Origin of the sequence: Streptomyces mesophilus (assembly GCF_040300965.1) — a bacterium.
Taxonomy (GTDB): domain Bacteria; phylum Actinomycetota; class Actinomycetes; order Streptomycetales; family Streptomycetaceae; genus Streptomyces; species Streptomyces mesophilus_A.
Map to the genome: position 1 here is coordinate 21,622 of NZ_JBEPEW010000050.1, position 17,376 is coordinate 38,997.

Annotated in this window: 14 protein-coding genes; 3 read left to right on the forward strand and 11 right to left on the reverse strand. The window is 70.3% G+C overall.

What is annotated here, in order from left to right; genetic code table 11:
* Window positions 1-24: 24 nt before the first annotated feature.
* On the reverse strand, window positions 25-882 hold the full coding sequence (locus ABT367_RS19255) for an LLM class F420-dependent oxidoreductase (protein WP_352254288.1): 858 nt from the start codon (window positions 880-882) through the stop codon (window positions 25-27).
* A gap of 174 nt (window positions 883-1,056) precedes the next feature.
* On the opposite strand from ABT367_RS19255, the gene ABT367_RS19260 reads away from it, so the two are divergent.
* Both ABT367_RS19260 and ABT367_RS19265 read left to right on the forward strand, forming a co-directional pair.
* Window positions 1,057-1,515: a peptidase inhibitor family I36 protein gene (locus ABT367_RS19260; RefSeq protein WP_352254289.1), complete on the forward strand. Its 459-nt coding sequence runs from the start codon at window positions 1,057-1,059 to the stop codon at window positions 1,513-1,515.
* Between the two features lie 187 nt (window positions 1,516-1,702).
* Window positions 1,703-3,256 (forward strand): CehA/McbA family metallohydrolase, encoded by a 1,554-nt coding sequence (locus ABT367_RS19265; RefSeq protein ID WP_434975493.1) that lies wholly within the window; start codon window positions 1,703-1,705, stop codon window positions 3,254-3,256.
* A 49-nt stretch (window positions 3,257-3,305) separates the two neighbouring features.
* Here ABT367_RS19265 and ABT367_RS19270 read toward each other — a convergent pair whose 3' ends face one another.
* Window positions 3,306-4,463 carry a hypothetical protein gene (locus ABT367_RS19270; RefSeq protein WP_352254290.1) on the reverse strand — a complete coding sequence of 386 codons (1,158 nt, stop codon included), beginning with the start codon at window positions 4,461-4,463 and terminating at the stop codon, window positions 3,306-3,308.
* 57 nt (window positions 4,464-4,520) lie between these two features.
* Window positions 4,521-5,765: an MFS transporter gene (locus ABT367_RS19275; RefSeq protein WP_352254291.1), complete on the reverse strand. Its 1,245-nt coding sequence runs from the start codon at window positions 5,763-5,765 to the stop codon at window positions 4,521-4,523.
* Window positions 5,766-5,871: 106 nt separating this feature from the next.
* On the opposite strand from ABT367_RS19275, the gene ABT367_RS19280 reads away from it, so the two are divergent.
* The gene (locus ABT367_RS19280; protein ID WP_434975494.1) at window positions 5,872-6,822 is read left to right on the forward strand and encodes a helix-turn-helix domain-containing protein; all 951 of its coding nucleotides are present in this window, start codon (window positions 5,872-5,874) and stop codon (window positions 6,820-6,822) included.
* Between the two features lie 50 nt (window positions 6,823-6,872).
* On the opposite strand, the gene ABT367_RS19285 is transcribed toward ABT367_RS19280, so the two are convergent.
* The 8 genes from ABT367_RS19285 to ABT367_RS19320 form a co-directional block, all read right to left on the reverse strand.
* A complete protein-coding gene (locus ABT367_RS19285) occupies window positions 6,873-8,423 on the reverse strand; it encodes an APC family permease (protein ID WP_352254293.1) in 1,551 nt (516 codons plus the stop codon).
* Window positions 8,424-8,596: 173 nt separating this feature from the next.
* Entirely contained in the window at window positions 8,597-10,054 is a 1,458-nt protein-coding gene (locus ABT367_RS19290) for an aldehyde dehydrogenase family protein (RefSeq protein ID WP_352254294.1), read from the reverse strand.
* On the reverse strand, window positions 10,051-11,790 hold the full coding sequence (locus ABT367_RS19295; RefSeq protein WP_352254295.1) for an N-acyl-D-amino-acid deacylase family protein: 1,740 nt from the start codon (window positions 11,788-11,790) through the stop codon (window positions 10,051-10,053). The genes ABT367_RS19290 and ABT367_RS19295 overlap by 4 nt, the downstream gene beginning before the upstream one ends.
* Before the next feature lie 252 nt (window positions 11,791-12,042).
* Window positions 12,043-13,164, reverse strand: a complete 1,122-nt coding sequence (locus tag ABT367_RS19300; RefSeq protein ID WP_199550917.1) for an LLM class flavin-dependent oxidoreductase — start codon at window positions 13,162-13,164, stop codon at window positions 12,043-12,045.
* A gap of 298 nt (window positions 13,165-13,462) precedes the next feature.
* A complete protein-coding gene (locus ABT367_RS19305; RefSeq protein WP_352254296.1) occupies window positions 13,463-14,245 on the reverse strand; it encodes an SDR family NAD(P)-dependent oxidoreductase in 783 nt (260 codons plus the stop codon).
* Between the two features lie 206 nt (window positions 14,246-14,451).
* Window positions 14,452-15,393, reverse strand: a complete 942-nt coding sequence (locus ABT367_RS19310) for an LLM class F420-dependent oxidoreductase (protein ID WP_352254297.1) — start codon at window positions 15,391-15,393, stop codon at window positions 14,452-14,454.
* Window positions 15,394-15,546: 153 nt separating this feature from the next.
* A complete protein-coding gene (locus tag ABT367_RS19315) occupies window positions 15,547-15,960 on the reverse strand; it encodes a PaaI family thioesterase (protein ID WP_352254298.1) in 414 nt (137 codons plus the stop codon).
* A gap of 179 nt (window positions 15,961-16,139) precedes the next feature.
* A complete protein-coding gene (locus ABT367_RS19320) occupies window positions 16,140-17,372 on the reverse strand; it encodes an amidohydrolase family protein (protein WP_352254299.1) in 1,233 nt (410 codons plus the stop codon).
* Between the last annotated feature and the right edge of the window lie 4 nt (window positions 17,373-17,376).

A 17,376-nucleotide genomic window follows, 5' to 3' on the forward strand; every position in this document is an offset into this window, starting at 1 on the left:
CCTCTCCGCGGGAACCCCGCCTCTTCACAGGTACCGCCCGAAGCCGTCGAGCGCCTTCAGGACCTCGGCCTCCCCGCGCGCCGGCAGCTGCAGGATCACCTCGTCCACCCCCAACGCGGCATAGTGCTCCAGCTTTCCGGCCTCGGGCACGACCGCGGTGACCGCCACATACAGCTCCTCGGGCGTCCGCCCCGCCTCCGCCCAGACACCCCGCAGTTCCCCCAGCCGGGCGCCGAGACCGCTGCCCCCGACCGGCATCCACCCGTCCGCGAAGTCCGCGATCTCGCCGAAGAGACGGGGACCCGGCGCACCCCCGATCAGCGTCCGCGGCCCGGTCAGCGGCGGCCCGTCCTTGCGCGGACGGGGTGCGCGCACCGGTTTCGGATGCACCTCGCTCGCCTGTACGCGCCCGAACTCACCCTCGTACGCGGTCGGTTCCTCGCTCCACAGCGCCCGCATCAGCGCCATCCGGTCCCGTACGAGAGCGCGTCGCGTCGGCCAGTGGACCCCGTGGTCCGCGGCCTCCTCACGGTTCCAGCCATAACCGATGCCGAGCGTGAGACGGCCCGCGCTCAGATGGTCCAGGGTGGCGGTCTGTTTGGCGAGGTCGACCGGATCGTGCTGGGCGACGAGCGTGATGTTCGTGCCGAGCCCGATACGGGACGTGACGGCGGCGGCCTGCGCGAGCGCCACGAAAGGGTTCAGCATCCGGGCACACTCGGGTGGCATCTCGCCGCCGGGATAGGGCGATTCCCGCGAGACGGGGATATGCGTGTGCTCGGGCAGATACAGCCCCGAGAAGCCCCGTTCCTCCAGCTCCCGCGCGAGACGTACGGGGCTGATGGTCTCGTCCGTCAGGTACAAGGTCGCTGAGATACGCATGGGGCTTCCTAACCGGTGAGCCCTGGCAAGTCCATAGAGATCCGGTTCCCTTCGGGGGCCTAGGAGTTACGAGTACCGTTCCGCCCCGGGCTCCCCCTAGCGTGAAACCGGTCGAACAACGCAAGCGACCTGTTGGCGGGCATGACCCGACTTCAGGGGAAAACGGGGGACATCATGGCCAAGCACCTGCGCGCCTGGACGGCCGCCGCGGCCACCACCGCCGCGGCCGCGGCGCTCGTGGCGGTTCCGGGCACGGCCCAGGCCGGTAACAGCACCGTCAAGGGCTGCCCGTCCGGGTATGTCTGCGCGTACGACGGGACCGGGCTGAGCGGATCCATCGTCCGCAAGACGGAAGGAAGTTGGACCGCCACCGGCTACAAGGTCAAGTCGCTGTTCAACAACGGCCGGGCGCAGACCGGCGCCGACCACATCCGCTACAAGGGGATCATCTCGTACGGCGACGGCTGGTACGCGACGGTCAAGGGCTGTCTGCACTACAGCACCGGATCCGCGGCGGACGCCGGCTCCTACGCGAGCTTCCCCTACAAGGCCAGGATCAGCACCGCCACGTGGGGCGGTGAGTGCGGCTCCGGCGAGGAGACCAGGGAGATCGGCCAGCGCTTCCGCGCCTGACCGGGCACAGGGTGGGGCCGGCCGTCCGAGGGCGGCCGGCCCGCCCGTGTGCCAGGGGGCGCCGGCCCGCAATCATCCGGCCCCCTTCCCTTGCCCCGCGGTTCACGGCTCAATACGAGGGTTGCTCCAGGACCACGCATCACATCCGACACCCTCCGAGATCCTCCGAGCCGAAGGAGCCGACGGCATGTGCACGGAACACGACAGCGGGCACTGCACGGAGCACGCGTCCGGTCGCGGCAATGAACACCTCATGGGCAGACGCGCGTTGCTGGTGACGGGCACCGCGACCGCGCTTACGTTGGGCACCGTGACCTTCGCGAGCGCCGAGGAGCGCGACCCCGACAGGCCCGGCGAGGAGACCGAGGTGGTGCGCGGCACGCTGCCCACCGGGTCCCCCGACTTCGTCTATCTGCCCGTCCAGGTGCCGGGCGGGGTGCGCGAGATCCACGTCGCGTACACCTACGAGAAGCTGCCTGTCCCCGCCGGCACGGCGGGCAACGCACTCGACATCGGCATCTTCGACGAGCGCGGCACCGAGCTCGGCGGCCGCGGTTTCCGCGGCTGGTCGGGCGGTGCGCGCACCGAGTTCTTCATCCGTTCCGACGAGGCGACACCCGGCTACATCCCCGGACGCATCCGCCCCGGCACGTGGAACATCGCGCTGGGTCCGTACACGGTCGCGCCGCAGGGACTCCCGTACGAGGTGACGATCACGCTCAAGTACGGGGAGCAGGCGCCGACTCCGAAGCCCACCTATCCGCCGGAGCGCGCGAAGGGGCGGGGCCGTGCCTGGTACCGGGGCGACTGCCATATGCACTCCTGGTACTCGGACGGGAAGCGCACGCTTGCCGAGATCGCCGCGGCCGCCCGCGCGGCGGGCCTCGACTTCATCAACTCATCGGAGCACAACACCCATGCGGCGCATGCCCATTGGGCCCCGGAGGCCGGCGACGACCTCCTGATCCTCACCGGTGAGGAGATCACCACCCGCAACGGCCACATCGTTGCGCTCGGCATGGATCCGGGCACGTTCGTGGACTGGCGCTACCGCGCCCGCGACAACCGCTTCGGCCACTACGCGCGTGAGGTCCGGCGTGCGGGCGGCCTGGTCGTGCCGGCCCATCCGCATGCCACGTGCATCGGCTGCAACTGGAAGTTCGGCTTCGGCGAGGCGGACGCCGTGGAGGTGTGGAACGGCCCGTTCACCCCCGACGACGAGGTGTCCCTGCAGTCCTGGGACAACACCCTGCAGGCGAACCGCGGCACCTGGACCCCGGCGATGGGCAGCAGCGACGCCCACACCCCCAACGACCGCATCGGCACACCCCAGACGGTCGTGCTCGCCGACGATCTGACCCGCGAGGCGATCCTGGCGGGCATCAAGGCGGGCCGCAGCTATATCGCCGAATCGGCCGCGGTGTCCCTGGACTTCTCCGCCGCGGGCGGCCGCGGCAAGCACGCCGGCATCGGCGAGCGACTGGCCGTGGACCGCGACGACCCGGTCACCGTCCGCCTGGAGGCGAAGGGCGTTCCGGGCTGCACCCTGCGCTTCGTGACGGACCAGGGCACGCTGTTCACGAGCGCGACGGTTCCCGAGTCGGGCACGCTGACGGCGGAGTGGCGGACCACGGCTTCGTACGCCTCGTATGTACGGGCCGAAGTGCGCCGCGCACCCCAGGTGCCGCAACTGCCGGGCCCACTGGCCGCGTTCACCAACCCGATCTTCCTCGGGCGCTAGGAGCGGGACTCCCCGGTGGTCGCCGGGAACCTTCCCGAGCCCCGGACCCTCAGAGCGGTTTCCCGGCGAACACCACGAGATAGGCCCCGTACGTCACGGACACGACGGCGAGCACCGTCACCGTGGCGTACGCGGCCGTCCGCCGGGCGCGGCACAGCACGGCCGCCGCGGGCAGCAGCAGGGGGAAGGCGGGCAGCAGCATGCGGGCCTTGCAGCCCCAGTTGCCGGTCTGTCCGACGGCCAGGGCCAGCAGGACCGCCGTGTACACGAGCAGCACAAGCGGCACGCTTCCCGGCTGCCTGCGCGCTCCTCGTACGAGCAGGAAGAACGCCACGACCGCCGCCGCCACCATGAGCATCGCCCCGTAGAACAGCGGCTGTTCACGGGTCAGCAGCAGATGGGCGGCGAAGCGCAGCGTGCCGTGGCCGAAGTCGAAGTGCGATCCCCACTTCGACTGGATGTCCAGATAGCCGAGCGGCCGCCCGGTGCGGACCCCCGCCCAGGCCACGTGCGCGAGCCAGCCGAGCGGAGCGATCAGCGCGCCCGCCCAGGCGCGGCGGTCGCGGCGGGCGAGCACGGCCGCCGTGATGACCGCCGCGATCACCGCGAGCCCGCTGGGCCGGGTCAGTCCCGCGGCGACGGCGAGGCCGCCGGCGAGCAGATACCGCTCCCGCAGCAGGGCGTGCAGCGCCCACGCGCACAGCGCGACGAACAGCGCCTCGGTGTAGGCCGTGTTCAGGACGACCGCGTGCGGCAGCAGCGCCCACAGGACCACCACCCCGGTCGCCGTCCGCGGCCCGGCGGCCATACGGACCACCGCGTGGATCCCCCATGCGGCCATGCACCCCGCGACCGCGGAGATCAGCAGCGCGGTGTCCACGGGCGAGAGCGGAAGGACCGCCGAGCCCGCCCGGATCAGCGCGGGATAGAGCGGAAAGAAGGCGAGATCGCTGTACGTGAGCCCGCTCCCGGTCACGTACCAGGTGCGGTATCCGTGCGCCGCGATCGACAGGTAGTGCAGGGAGTCCCAGGAGGCACCGAGCACGGTCCGCGGACTGCGGCCGGTGGCGGCCGCCGCCACGACGGCCACGAGCAGTCCGGTCAGCCGGGCCGCCGCGTACCAGCCGACGGCGTGGGCGGCGGAGGACCAGGCGGGCCTGTGCCGGTCGAGCGGCGCGGGCGCGGCCTTCACCAGGGTCGTGGACATGGACGCCTCCTGTCGCACCGGGCTGGGTGATCGGGGCCCGGCCTCGGGGGTAGGAGGTCACGATCGTCCAGGGTGCGACGGCGACCGTCGGGGACACACGGGCGGCTGGGCAGCGCTGCGCACGTTTGGCCGACGGTCGCGTACGACTCGGGTACGGGGTGCGCACACCGGGGCGAGCAGGGCGACGGCCGCCGTGAGCAGGAACGCGGCGCGCAGACCGTGGAGTTCGGCGAAGGCGCCGAGCAGCGCGGGTCCGGCGATCGTGCCGAGTCCGAGGAAGAACACGGTGACGGTGAAGCCGGCGGCGGGCCGCTCCGGGAAGACGCGGTAGCTCCACACGGCGAGCAGTCCGGATCCGGCCATGAAGCAGGGGCCGTACAGCAGGGCCGACAGCGCGACCGCGGGCAGCGCGCCGGGCGCGAGGCCGAGCAGCGCGACCGCGGCGGCGATCCCGAGGAACAGCCCGGCGTGCACCCGGCGCAGACCGAAGCGGGCGATGGCGTGCCCCGTCAGCGCGCCCGCCATACCGACCGCGCCCATCAGGGACCAGAACAGCGGCGCGGTGGCCGAGCCGGTGTCCGCGGAGCCGGAGATCAACTCGACGGCGAACGACCAGTACACGGCGCCGACCACGCCGTACACGACGGCGGTGAGCAGCAGCGGCAGGGCGCTGCGCCGGTACGTGACACGACCGGCACCGCGCCCAGGCTTCCGTGCGGCCGAACCCCCGGGCAGCACCCGGGCGTTGTAGACCGTCGAGGCCAGGGCGGCGAGCGCGAAGGCCAGCCAGGCGAACCGCCAGCCCGTGCCGTGGGCGAGCAGCGCCAGCGGGCCCGCGAGCACGACCGCGAAGGCGGTGCCGCTGGAGATGGCGCCCATGACGTGCTCACGCCGCCCGGCGGGCACCATCCGGTCGACCGCGTCCGAGTAGGGCGCCCAGGCCCAGCCCGAGCTCGTGCCCGCCAGGACCAGGCCGGTGATCAGGAGTGCGGGTCCCTGGGCGAGGGCCACACAGCCCATGCCCACGGTGGCGCAGAGCCCGCCGACGACGACGAGCGGGCGCGGTCCGAACCGGCCGACGAGGGCGCCGACCGTCAGGAGCGCGACCAGATAGCCGACGTACGTGGCGCTGCCGATCAGGCCGAGCAGGGAGACGGAGAGTCCGAACTCGGCGCGCAGTTCGGGCAGGAAGAGCCCGTATCCGTACCGGGCGAAACCGAAGGTCACCCCGATCGCGGAGATCCCCGCGACCGCGAGGCGCTGCCCCGGTCCGTCGAGTGAGGTGCGTGATGTCCAAGCCATGCCTCCACGGTCGGGTCCATGGCTCCCCCGCACCATTGGCGAAAACGTCAGGCTCCTCTAGATTTACGCCATCGCGTTGCGTAGATTCGACGTCATGGCATTGCGCGTGGTCGTGACCCTGCTCGAGGAGACCTCCCTGTTCGAGCTGGCGGTGCCGTGCGCCGTCTTCGCCGGCGAGGGGTACGAGCTGACGCTGTGCAGCACCGCGCCCGGCGGCCTCCAGCACGCGCCGGGCGGCCTGAGCCTGGCGGCCGAGCACGGTCTCGAAGCGCTGCGCGAGGCGGATCTGATCGTGGTCCCGGCCTGCATGATGGACGGCTACGAGCCCCCGGCCGCCCTGCTCGACGCCCTGCGCGCGGCGCACGGGCGCGGTGCGCGGATCGCCTCGCTCTGCTCGGGCGCGTTCGTGCTCGCCGCGGCCGGTCTGCTGGACGGGCGCCGGGCCGCGACGCACTGGATGTACGCCGAGGAGCTGCGCCGCCGCCATCCCGCGGTCCAGGTCGACGACCGTTCCCTGTACGTGGACGACGGCGCGGTCCTCACCAGCGCGGGCACGGCCGCCGCCATCGACCTGTGTCTGCACATCGTGCGCGGCGACTACGGCACGGCAGCGGCGGCGGAGGTCAGCCGCCGGATGGTGGTCGCGCCGCACCGCGAGGGCGACCAGACCCAGTACGCGCCGCCGCGCCCCGCCTCCCAGGCCTCCGCCCAGGGGCTCGGCCCGGTCCTCGACTGGGCGCTCGCCCGGCTCCACCAGCCCCTGACCATCGGCGAACTGGCCTCGCGGGCGGGCATGAGCACCCGGACGTTCGGCCGCCACTTCGCGGCCGACCTGGGCGTCACGCCCCTGAAGTGGCTCAACCAGCAGCGTCTGGCCCGGGCCCGCGAACTCCTGGAGACCACCGATCTCGGCGTGGACACGGTCGCCGACCGCAGCGGCCTCGGCAGCGCGGACAGCCTCCGCCAGCACTTCCACCGGTCCCTGGCCACGACTCCGGCGGCCTACCGGCGCACCTTCAGAGCCGCTGCGGATCAGGGCGCCGCGGCCGGGACCTGATCAGCCCCGACCCGTCCTGATCAGCCCCGACCCGTCTTGATCAGCCCCGGTCAGTCCTCGACGACCAGCGCCGGCGTCTCCTTCGTCAGCACCTCGCCGCGGAAGAACGCCGGGCTGCGCCACGACGTGACCAGCATGATGACCAGGCCCAGGAGCAGCAGGCCCACGCCGATGACGAACACCGAGCCGACGCCGAGGACCGAGGAGCCGCTGCCGTAGGCCGGGTCCCACATGTCGTAGAGGGTCTGGGCGAAGACGGCGGTCAGCATCAGGGCGCCGAGGCCCGGCAGGATGCCCTTGACCAGGAGGTCGCGCACCGAGCGGCGCAGGTCGCGGCGGAAGAACCAGACGCAGGCGAAGGCCGTGATCGAGTAGTAGAAGCAGATCATGAGGCCGAGCGCGTAGATGGTGTCGACCAGGACGTTCTCGCTGAGCACCGTCATCACGCTGTAGAAGACACCGGTGGCCACGCCGGCCGCGATCGTGGCCCGGCCGGGGGTCTGGAAGCGCGGGTGGACCTTCGCGAACGTGGCGGGCAGGGCCTCGTACGTGGACATCGCGAGGACCGTGCGGGCCACCGGGATGAACGTGGTCTGCAGGCTCGCGGCCGCCGACGCGAGGACCGCGACGAAGAGCAGGATGCCCAGGCCCGAGCCCATGATCGGCTCGGCGAGGGTGGCGAAGACATTGTCCGCGGTGTCCGGGTTGCCGAGACCCGTGCCCTTGTCGCCGACGCCCGCGTACATCTGGGTCGCGATGGCGACGAGCAGATACGAGGCGACGATCACGACCATGGCGAGCATCGCGGCGCGGCCCGGGGTGCGGGCGCTGCCGGTGGACTCCTCGTTGATGGACAGACAGGCGTCCCAGCCCCAGTAGATGAAGATCGACAGGGACAGACCCGCGGTGAAGGCGGCGAAGGAGTCGACCGCGAAGGGGTTCATCCAGGACCAGGAGAAGTCCAGGGAGCCCGCGATCTCACCGGACTTGGCGACGGCCATCGCGGCGAACAGCACGATCACGGCGAGCTGCAGTCCGACGAGGGTGTACTGGAGCCACTTCGTGGCGGTCATGCCGCGGTAGCTGATGGCCGTGGCCAGGGCGATGAAGACCAGCGTGGTGAGGATGTGGACGGCCTTGTTGTCGTCCAGGGCGGCCACGTCCGCGCTGGACGTCGCCTCGCCCGCGAGCAGCCAGAAGAACGAGGTGGCCACGCCCGCCAGGTTGGACAGGACCACCACCGTGGCGATCAGCAGACCCCAGCCGCACATCCAGCCGACGCGCGGCCCGAAGGCCTTCACGGACCAGGTGAACGAGGTGCCGCAGTCAGGGACCGCGCGGTTCAGCTCGCGGTAGGCGAACGCGACGAGCAGCATCGGCAGGAACCCGGCGAGGAAGATCGCGGGCATCTGCACACCGACCTCGCCGACGGTCGGGCCGAGGGTGGCCGTCAGGCAGTAGACGGGCGCGACGGTCGAGACGCCGATGACGGCTCCGCCGACCAGGCCGACCGAGTTACCGCCGAGGCCCTTGCCTCGTACGCCGCCCTGCGAGGGGGCGGCCGTGTCTCCGGCCTGGGGCCGGGCATCCACCTGGGTCATGACCAGGACGTTAAGCCCTGCGGTTTCCATGCCCCCGGGCCCGTGGAGTGCAGGTCACAAGCTTGCGGAAGGCTGAATTCCGGGGGTTTCCGGGGTGCGGAAACCGCAGGGCTGCCCGTTTTGTTCGGGTTCAGAATTTTCCTGTGCCGTCTGTTCCTCGAGCCGTCGTACGGCTAGGTCGTCCACACCACCGACTGCAGCTCGCTGTACGCCGCCAGCGCGTACGACCCGCAGTCCCGGCCCACACCGGACTGCTTGAAGCCGCCGAACGGCGCCTCCATGTTGCGGCCGATGGTGTTGATGCCGACGCCACCGGACCTGAGCCGGCGGCCGACGCGGAAGGCGCGGGCCACGTCGCCGGACCACACGTACGAAAGAAGCCCGTAGTCGCTGTCGTTCGCGAGCCGGACGGCCTCCTCCTCGTCGTCGAAGGGGACGACCACGACGACAGGGCCGAAGATCTCCTCGCGCACGATCCGCATGTCGTTGGTGCAGTCCGCGAAGAGCGTCGGGGCCACGTAGAAGCCGCGGTCCATGGCCGGCCGCTCACCGCCCGCCACGACCCGTGCGCCTTCCTTCCTGCCCAGCTCGATGAAGGACTCCACGCGGTCGCGGTGCGCGGCGGAGATCACCGGTCCCACGACCGTGCCCTGCACCGCCGGGTCGCCGACCTTCATGAAGCCGATGTACTGCGTGAGCTTCTCGAGCAGCTGCTCGTAGATCGAGCGATGGGCCAGCACACGGGTCGGAGCCGTGCAGATCTGCCCGCTGTAGAAGGCGTACGTGGTGCCGATGCCCATCATCGCCGCGTCCAGGTCCGCGTCCTCGAACACGATCGCGGCGCCCTTGCCGCCGAGCTCCATGAGCTGGCGCTTCATGGTGCGGCCGCAGACCTCGCCGATCGCCTGACCGACCCCCGTGGACCCGGTGAAGCTGACCATGTCCACGTCCGGGGAGTCCACGGCCGCCTGCCCGACCTCCACCGCCGTGCCCGAGACGACGTTCACGACACCCGCGGGAGCGCCCGCCGCCTCCAGCGCCTCGGCCATCTTGTAGACCGACAGCGGATCCTGCGGAGCGGGCTTCACGACGACCGTGTTGCCCATCGCGAGCGCCGGCGCCACCTTGCCCGCCGGGTTCGCCCAGGGATTGTTGTACGAGGTGATGCAGGTGACCACGCCGACGGGCTGGCGCACTTCGAGCGCGCCGAACGCGCCCGCCTTGCCCATCGGACCCGCCTCGTTGATCTGCGGCGGCAGCGCGTGCTCGGTCGGCTCGAGGGCTCCCTTCGCGTACCGCTTGAAGCGCGCCGTACCGACGGCGACCTGCATCCCGCGCGCGGTCCCGGTGGTGGCACCGGTCTCGGCGCGGGCGAGTTCGGCGTACTCCCCCGCATGCGCCTGGATGTGGTCCGCGGCCTTCTGCAGCACGGCGGCCCGCTCCTCGGGCGACGTACGCGACCACGTCTCGAAGGCCTCACGCGCCTTCGCGGCCGCCTCGTACACCTGCGACCGTGACGCCTCGGGGGCGAGCCCGACGACCTCCTCGGTCGCCGGGTTGATCACTTCGTAGTGGCCGCCCTCGGGCTCCACCCACTCGCCGCCTATGAACAGGCGCTGCGCATCGCTCACTTGGTCGACACCGTCCTCGTGTCCTGGCCGGAACGCAGCACCTTGCCGGGAACGGCCCCGGTCACCACGTCCTCACGGATGGCCTCGACACCGTTGACCCAGACGGCGTTGATGCCGATGGCCTTGGAGTCGAGGCGGGGGCTGTCGCCGGGCAGGTCGTGGACCAAAGTGGCCTTCCCTGCGGCGATCTTCTCGGGGTCGAACAGGACCAGATCCGCGAAGTAGCCCTCCTGGATCCGGCCGCGGTCGATCAGACCGAAGAGCTGCGCCGGGTCGTCGGTGAGCATCTTGACCGCCTTCTCCAGGCTGGTCAGCTTGCGGCCGCGCAGACAGTCACCGATGAAACGGGTGGTGTACGGGGCTCCGCACATACGGTCCAGATGTGCGCCGGCGTCCGAGCCGCCGAGCATGATGTCCTCGTGCTCCCAGGCCTGCTTGCGCAGCTCCCAGGAGTCCGGGTCGTTGTCGGTGGGCATCGGCCAGAGGACCGTACGCATCTCGTCGTTGGCGCAGATCTCGACCAGGCACTGGAAGGCGTCCTGGCCGCGTTCGGCGGCGATGTCGTTGACGATGCGGCCGGTGAGGCCCTCGTTCTCCTTGGAGTACGTGTCGCCGATGACGTACCGCCCGAAGTTGGCGAGCCGCCGGAAGACGCCCGCCTCCTTGGAGTCGGCCCGCTTCAGCATCTCGGCCCGTACGTCCGGATCGCGCAGCTTCTCGATGCGCTCGGGGATCGGCAGGCCCAGGATCTCGCCCCAGCCGGGGATGAGGTTGAGGGCGCAGAAGGTGCCGAGCGACATGTTCATGGGCGCGAGGATCGGCATGGTGAGCGCCACGATCCGGCCGCCGGCCTTGCGGGCGCGCTCGGAGGGCACCAGCTGGCGCGGGACGCGCTCGGGGACGGAGGCGTCGATGGTCAGGACGTTCCAGTTGAGCGGCCGGCCCGCGGCCGCCGTCATGTCCACGAACAGATCGATCTCTTCATCGCTGAACTGGTCGAGACAGCCCGCCACGATCGCCTCGAGCTGGGTGCCCTCGTGCTCACCGACGGCCCGCGACAGCGCGATCAGCTCCTCGCGCTTCGCGTGCCGCGAGGCGACCGGCTTCCCGTTGCCGTCGGAGTGCGTGGAGGACTGCGTGGTGGACAGGCCCCAGGCGCCCTCGTCCATCGCGGTGTGCAGCAGGTCGAGCATCTGCTGCATCTGCTCCTCGGTGGGCTGTCCGCCGACCGCGTCCTCGCCCATCACGTACCGGCGTATCGCGCAATGCCCCACCATGAAACCGGCGTTGACCGCTATGCGGCCGTCGAGCGCGTTCAAGTAGTCACCGAAACCGGACCAGTTCCAGGGGGCGCCCTCTTCGAGCGCGACCAGGGACATGCCCTCGACCTTGGACATCATCCGGCGGGTGTAGTCCGCGTCGTCGGGGCGCGCGGGGTTGAGCGGCGCGAGCGTGAAGCCGCAGTTGCCGCCGGCGACCGTGGTGACGCCGTGGTTGAGGGACGGGGTCGCGTACGGGTCCCAGAAGAGCTGCGCGTCGTAGTGGGTGTGCGGGTCGACGAAGCCGGGCGAGAGGATCTTGCCGGTGGCGTCCTCGCTGGTCCGCGCCTCTTCGGTGATCGTCCCGGGCTCGGCGATCACGGCGATCCGGCCGTCCCGGATCCCCACGTCGAGCGCGCGTGCGGGGGCGCCGGTGCCGTCGACTACGGTCGCGCCCTTGATCAGGTGGTCGAGCATGACGGTTCCCTTCGGGTGCGGTGCGTTCTTGCCATACGTACGTGGGGTCTGGCGCGTGGCCGGGATCGTGACTGTGTCCCGGCCGGGCCCGCCCGGTGTGGCCGCCACCGTGCGGGAACCCGGCCGGGTTCGTACGGGACGGTGCGGTCCGGGAAGACACACCACCCCGCTCGGCCGGCAGGTCTCAGGCCGCCTGCCGGAGCTTCGCCTTGCGGCAGGTGTCAGGCCGCCTGCCGGAACTACTGGCGGACCTCAGGCCGCCTGCCGGAACCTCGTGGTGCGGTGCACCGGATCGGTGTCGATCTTCGGGATGACGTGCTCGCCGACGAGCTTGAGCGTGGTGAGCACGTCCTCCTTGGGCACGCCGACCGGAATGCCGAAGCTGAGCTGATCGGCACCGGCCTGCTCCCAGCGCTTGCACTGCCGGAGCACTTCATCCGGATCACCGCAGACCAACAGCTCCTCCTGGATGAGGAGTTCGACGATCTCCTCGTTGAACTCGGGCAGCATCTCCGGCCAGACGGGCAGCCCTTCGGGCTTGGGGAAGGTGTCGTGGTAGTAGAAGACGAGCGACTGCAGCCGGTTCAGACCGCCGTTGATGGCGATCTGCACCGCCTTCTCATGCGTCTCGGCACAGATCGCGGTCGTCGTCACCATCACGTTGTCGTTGACGAAGTCACCGACCGGCTCGGCCTCGGTGATGGCGCCCTTGTACTGCTCGAGGACCCACTCCATGTCCTGCACGCGCTGCACGCTGAAGCCCAGGACCCCGAGCCCCTTCTTCGCCGCCATCGCGTACGAGGTGGGCGAACCGGCCGCGTACCACATGGCCGGATGCGACTTCCCGTACGGCTTGGGGAAGACCTTGCGCGGCGGCAGCGACCAGTGCTTGCCCTGGAACCCCTCGTACTCCTCCTGGAGGAACATCTTGGGGAACTCCGCGATGGTCTCCTCCCACATCTCCTTGGTGGCGTTCATGTCGTCGATGCCGGGCAGGAAGCCGAGGATCTCGTGACTGCCGGCCCCGCGCCCCGTGCCGAACTCGAAGCGCCCGCGGGAAAGGTGATCCAGCATGGCCACCTTCTCGGCGACCTTCACCGGGTGGTTGACCGCCGCGAGCGGGTTGAAGATGCCGGAGCCGAGATGGATGCGCTCGGTGGCGTGGGCGAGATACCCGAGGAAGACCTCGTTGGCGGAGAGGTGCGAGTACTGCTCGAGGAAGTGGTGCTCCGAGGCCCAGGCGTACTTGAAGCCGGACTTGTCCGCCTGGATGACGTACTCGGTCTCGTCCATCAGGGCGTGGTGCTCGGCCTGCGGGTCGACGGCTCGTCGGGTGTCGGGCACGTAGCCCTGTACGAAGATCCCGAATTCCACGGAGGTTCACCGTCCTTCGTCGGTCGGTCCTGTGTCGGTCGGCCCTCATCGTTTTCTGACGTGTCACGTTTCCGACGTGTCGCGCTCTCCGACGCGGCCCGCTTTCTGACGCACCGTCAGATCGAACGCTTCGAACTGTTCCACCACCTGAGTGGGCCGTCAATACTGACGGCCCGTCAGGAACGCTCGTACTGCGGGGGCGCAGTGTCGGGTCGTACTGCCGGACCGCAGTGTCGGGTCGTACTGCCGGGCCGCACTGTCGGTTCGCACTGCCGGGTCGCACTGCCGGGTCGCTCTCTCAGATCACACTCACACCCGCGAGCCAGCCCCCGTCGATCACGAACGGCTGACCGGTGATGTACGTGGAGTCGGGCCCGCTCAGGAACAGCGCGAGATCCGCCACCTCCTTGGCCTTACCGATCCGCCCCATGGGCACGAGCTTCCCGTACAGCTCGTCGAGGGCGGCGCTCATCTCCTCGGCGTCGACGTCGGGGTCGAGCTGGGACGGGTTGGCCATGGGGGTGTCGATCGAACCCGGGCAGACCGCGTTGACGCGGATCTTCATGCCGGCGAGCTCCAGGGCGGCAACCCGGGTGAGCCCGACGATGGCGTGCTTCGTCGCGGCATACGTACCGACCGCGCCCATCCCGGTCAGGCCGGTGTAGGACGCGGTGTTCACGATCGTCCCGCCCCCCGCCTCCCCGATCACCGGCGCGACGGTCTTGATCCCGAGGAAGGCGCCCACCTGGTTGACCTGGACGACCGTCATGAACTCCTCGAGCGGAGTGTCGACGATGGCGTTGAAGCGCAGGATCCCGGCGTTGTTGATCAGTCCGTCGATCTTCCCGAAGGCTCCCTTGGCGGCCGCGACGGCAGCCTGCCACTGGTCCTCCTGACTCACGTCGAGGTGCACATATATCGCACCGTCACCGATCTCCTTGGCGACCGCCTCGCCCTGCTCGTCGAGCACGTCGGCGAGCACGACCTGCGCGCCCTCGGCCGCGAACAGCCGCGCCTCCTGCTCGCCCTGGCCGCGCGCGGCCCCGGTGATGAGTACGACACGTCCGTCGAGCTTGCCCATGGTGGGGTCTCCTTGGTGGGTTGGATAGGGGGACCAATTGTTCAGCGAGCTGCCCGATTCACCCCGATTCCGGCGAGACAAACGGTCCCCCTATTGGGGGGAATGCGGGGATGGGGGCGGGTTGTCAGAGGTGGGCGATAGCCTGAGAAGGGCTTCGGCCCCCGGGTGGGCGGGGACTGTCCGGGGTGGGTGGGGGGCGGGGTGGGTCAGGTGTTGAGCAAAGGGGCGATTTCGGCTCCGAATGCCGCCATCTGATCGGTCAGTTCGGTGCGGCTGCGGTTGCGGAAGCGGACCTGGATCTGCTGGACGCCCATTGACTTGAACTCGCGGAGCGACTCGGCGAGCGCCTCCGCCTTGCCGGTGAGCGTCCACTTGCCGGTGTCCCAGTCGGGCTCGCCGATGTACATCGGCTCGGCGATCGCGCCGATGACGATCGGCTCCTCCACCCCGGCCGCCTCCCGCAGCTGCTTCAACTTGGCGATCTGAGCCGGGAGTTCGGTGCGCGGATCGCCCTGCGGCAGCCAGCCGTCGCCCTTGGTCGCGGCCCTGCGCACCGCCGCCGGCGAGGATCCGCCCACCCAGATCGGCACCCGCTCCTGCGCCGGGCGCGGGCGCTGTCCGAGTCCGCTGAACTGGTAGCGCTCACCGTGGTGTTCGGGGAACTCCTCCTGGCCGAGCGCGGCCTTCAGGGCGTCGACGGTCTCGTCCAGTACGCGGCCGCGGCCGGCGAAGTCCACGCCGATCGCGTCGAATTCCTCCTCCACGTGGCCCGCGCCCACCCCGAGGACCAGGCGACCGCCGGAGAGATGGTCGAGGGTCGCGTACGCCTTGGCCGTGACGAGCGGGTGGCGCAGACCGACGACGCCGACATGGGTGAGCAGCTGCACGCGCTCGGTCACGCCGGCCAGGAAGGAGAGGGTCGCGACCGGGTCGTACCAGGTGGTGCCCATCGCGCCGGCGAGGCGGCGCGGGATGGCGACGTGGTCGCAGTTGGCGATGTAGGCGAATCCGGAGCGGTCGGCGGTGCGGGCGATCTCGACGAGATCCTCGACGCGCGCGTCCGGCTCCCAGGCCTCGGCGAAGATGGTGCTCTGCGACTGGATGGGCAGCTGCATCCCGTACACCAGCCGCCCCTGCTCGTACGTCATGCCGGGCTCCCCTTATCTGACGAACCGTCACGTCCAGGTACGGGGACATCGTGGTACCTGACGGTGTATCAGACAAGGGCCGTGGCAGGAGCGGAGCGCGCCACCCCCGACAACACGTAGACCGTGCTCACCCCGGCAACACGTACACCGTGCTCACCCCAGCAACGCGTACACCGTGCTCGCCCGCGCTGCCGGCTCCGTCGCGCCGACCGCCGTCATGGCGATGTCGGCGAAGGCCATCCTGCGGCCGAGCTTGGTGATCCGGGCCGCCACGCGCACATCGGTGTCGAGGACGGCCCGCTGGAAGCTGGTGGACTGTTGCACTGTGGTCATCGGCACGAACCCGTCGCGCGCCGCCGCCACGGCGATCACGGTGGCAGTGTCGGCCGCGGCCATCAGCGCCTGCCCCGACAGCCCGCCCCCTTCGCGTGCGAGCCGCGCGGACCACGGCAGCCGCAAGACCGCGTGCAGCTCCCCGGTCTCGACGACGGTGAGGCCCAGATCGAGCACCCAGGGAGCGAAGTTGGCGGCGAGGACCTTCTCGGCCTCGGCGGGAGTGAGAGTCATGCGGAGGTTCTCCCCAGCACCCACCGGGGAGAACCTCCGCGTCGACCTACGCCTTGAGCGCCGACTCACGCCTTGGACGCCCACTCACGCCTTGAGCGCCGACCCACGCCTTGAACGCCCACTCACGCCTTGAGCGCCGACCCACGCCTTGGACGCCCACTCACGCCTTGCGGCCCGACTCACGCCTTGGGCGCCGACGGCCCCCAGAGCCCGTCCTCCGTAAGACCGAGCAGCTTGATCGCGTTGCCGCGCACCAGTGCGTCGACCACGTCAGGGGCCAGGTGGCCCATCTGGTCCTCGCCGACCTCCTTGGACTTGGGCCAGGTCGAGTCCGAGTGCGGGTAGTCCGTCTCGTACAGGACGTTGTCCACGCCGATCGCGTCCAGGTTCTTCAGGCCGAACGCGTCGTCGAAGAAGCAGCCGTAGACATGCTCGGCGAAGAGTTCCGACGGCGGCCGGTGCACCTTGTCGGCGACGCCGCCCCAGGCGCGGTTCTCCTCCCAGACCACGTCGGCGCGTTCCAGGATGTACGGGATCCAGCCGATCTGGCCCTCCGCGTACATGATCTTGAGGTTGGGGAAGCGCTCGAACTTGCCGCTCATCAGCCAGTCGACCATCGAGAAGCAGCAGTTGGCGAAGGTGATGGTGGAGCCGACGGCCGGCGGGGCGTCCGCGGAGGTCGACGGCATCTTCGAGGAGGAGCCGATGTGCATCGCGATGACGGTGCCCGTCTCGTCGCACGCCTGGAGGAACGGGTCCCATTCGTCCGTGTGGATCGAGGGCAGACCGAGGTGCGGGGGTATCTCGGAGAAGGCGACCGCCCGGACCCCGCGTGCGGCGTTGCGGCGGACCTCTTCGGCCGCGAGGCGCGCGTCCCACAGGGGGATCAGGGTCAGCGGGATGAGGCGGCCCTCGGCGTCGGGGCCGCACCACTCCTCGACCATCCAGTCGTTGTACGCGCGCACGCCGAGCAGGCCGAGTTCGTGGTCCTTGGCCTCGGTGAAGGTCTGTCCGCAAAAGCGCGGGAAGGTCGGGAAGCAGACGGCGGACTGGACGTGGTTGATGTCCATGTCCGCGAGGCGCTCGGGCACGGAGAACGAGCCCGGCCGCATCTGCTCGTACGTGATGACCTCGAGCTTGATCTCGTCGCGGGAGTAGCCGACGGCCGTGTCGAGGCGCGTGAGGGGGCGGTGCAGGTCCTCGTAGACCCACCAGTCGCCTATCGGCCCGTCGTCTCCGGGTGCGCCCATCACCGGTGCGAACTTGCCGCCGAGGAAGGTCATTTCCTTCAGGGGCGCTCGTACGATCCGGGGGCCGATGTCCTGGTACTTGGACGGGAGCCGGTCCCGCCAGACGTTGGGGGGCTCAACCGTGTGGTCGTCCACCGAGATGATCTTCGGGAAGGTCTCCATGTCC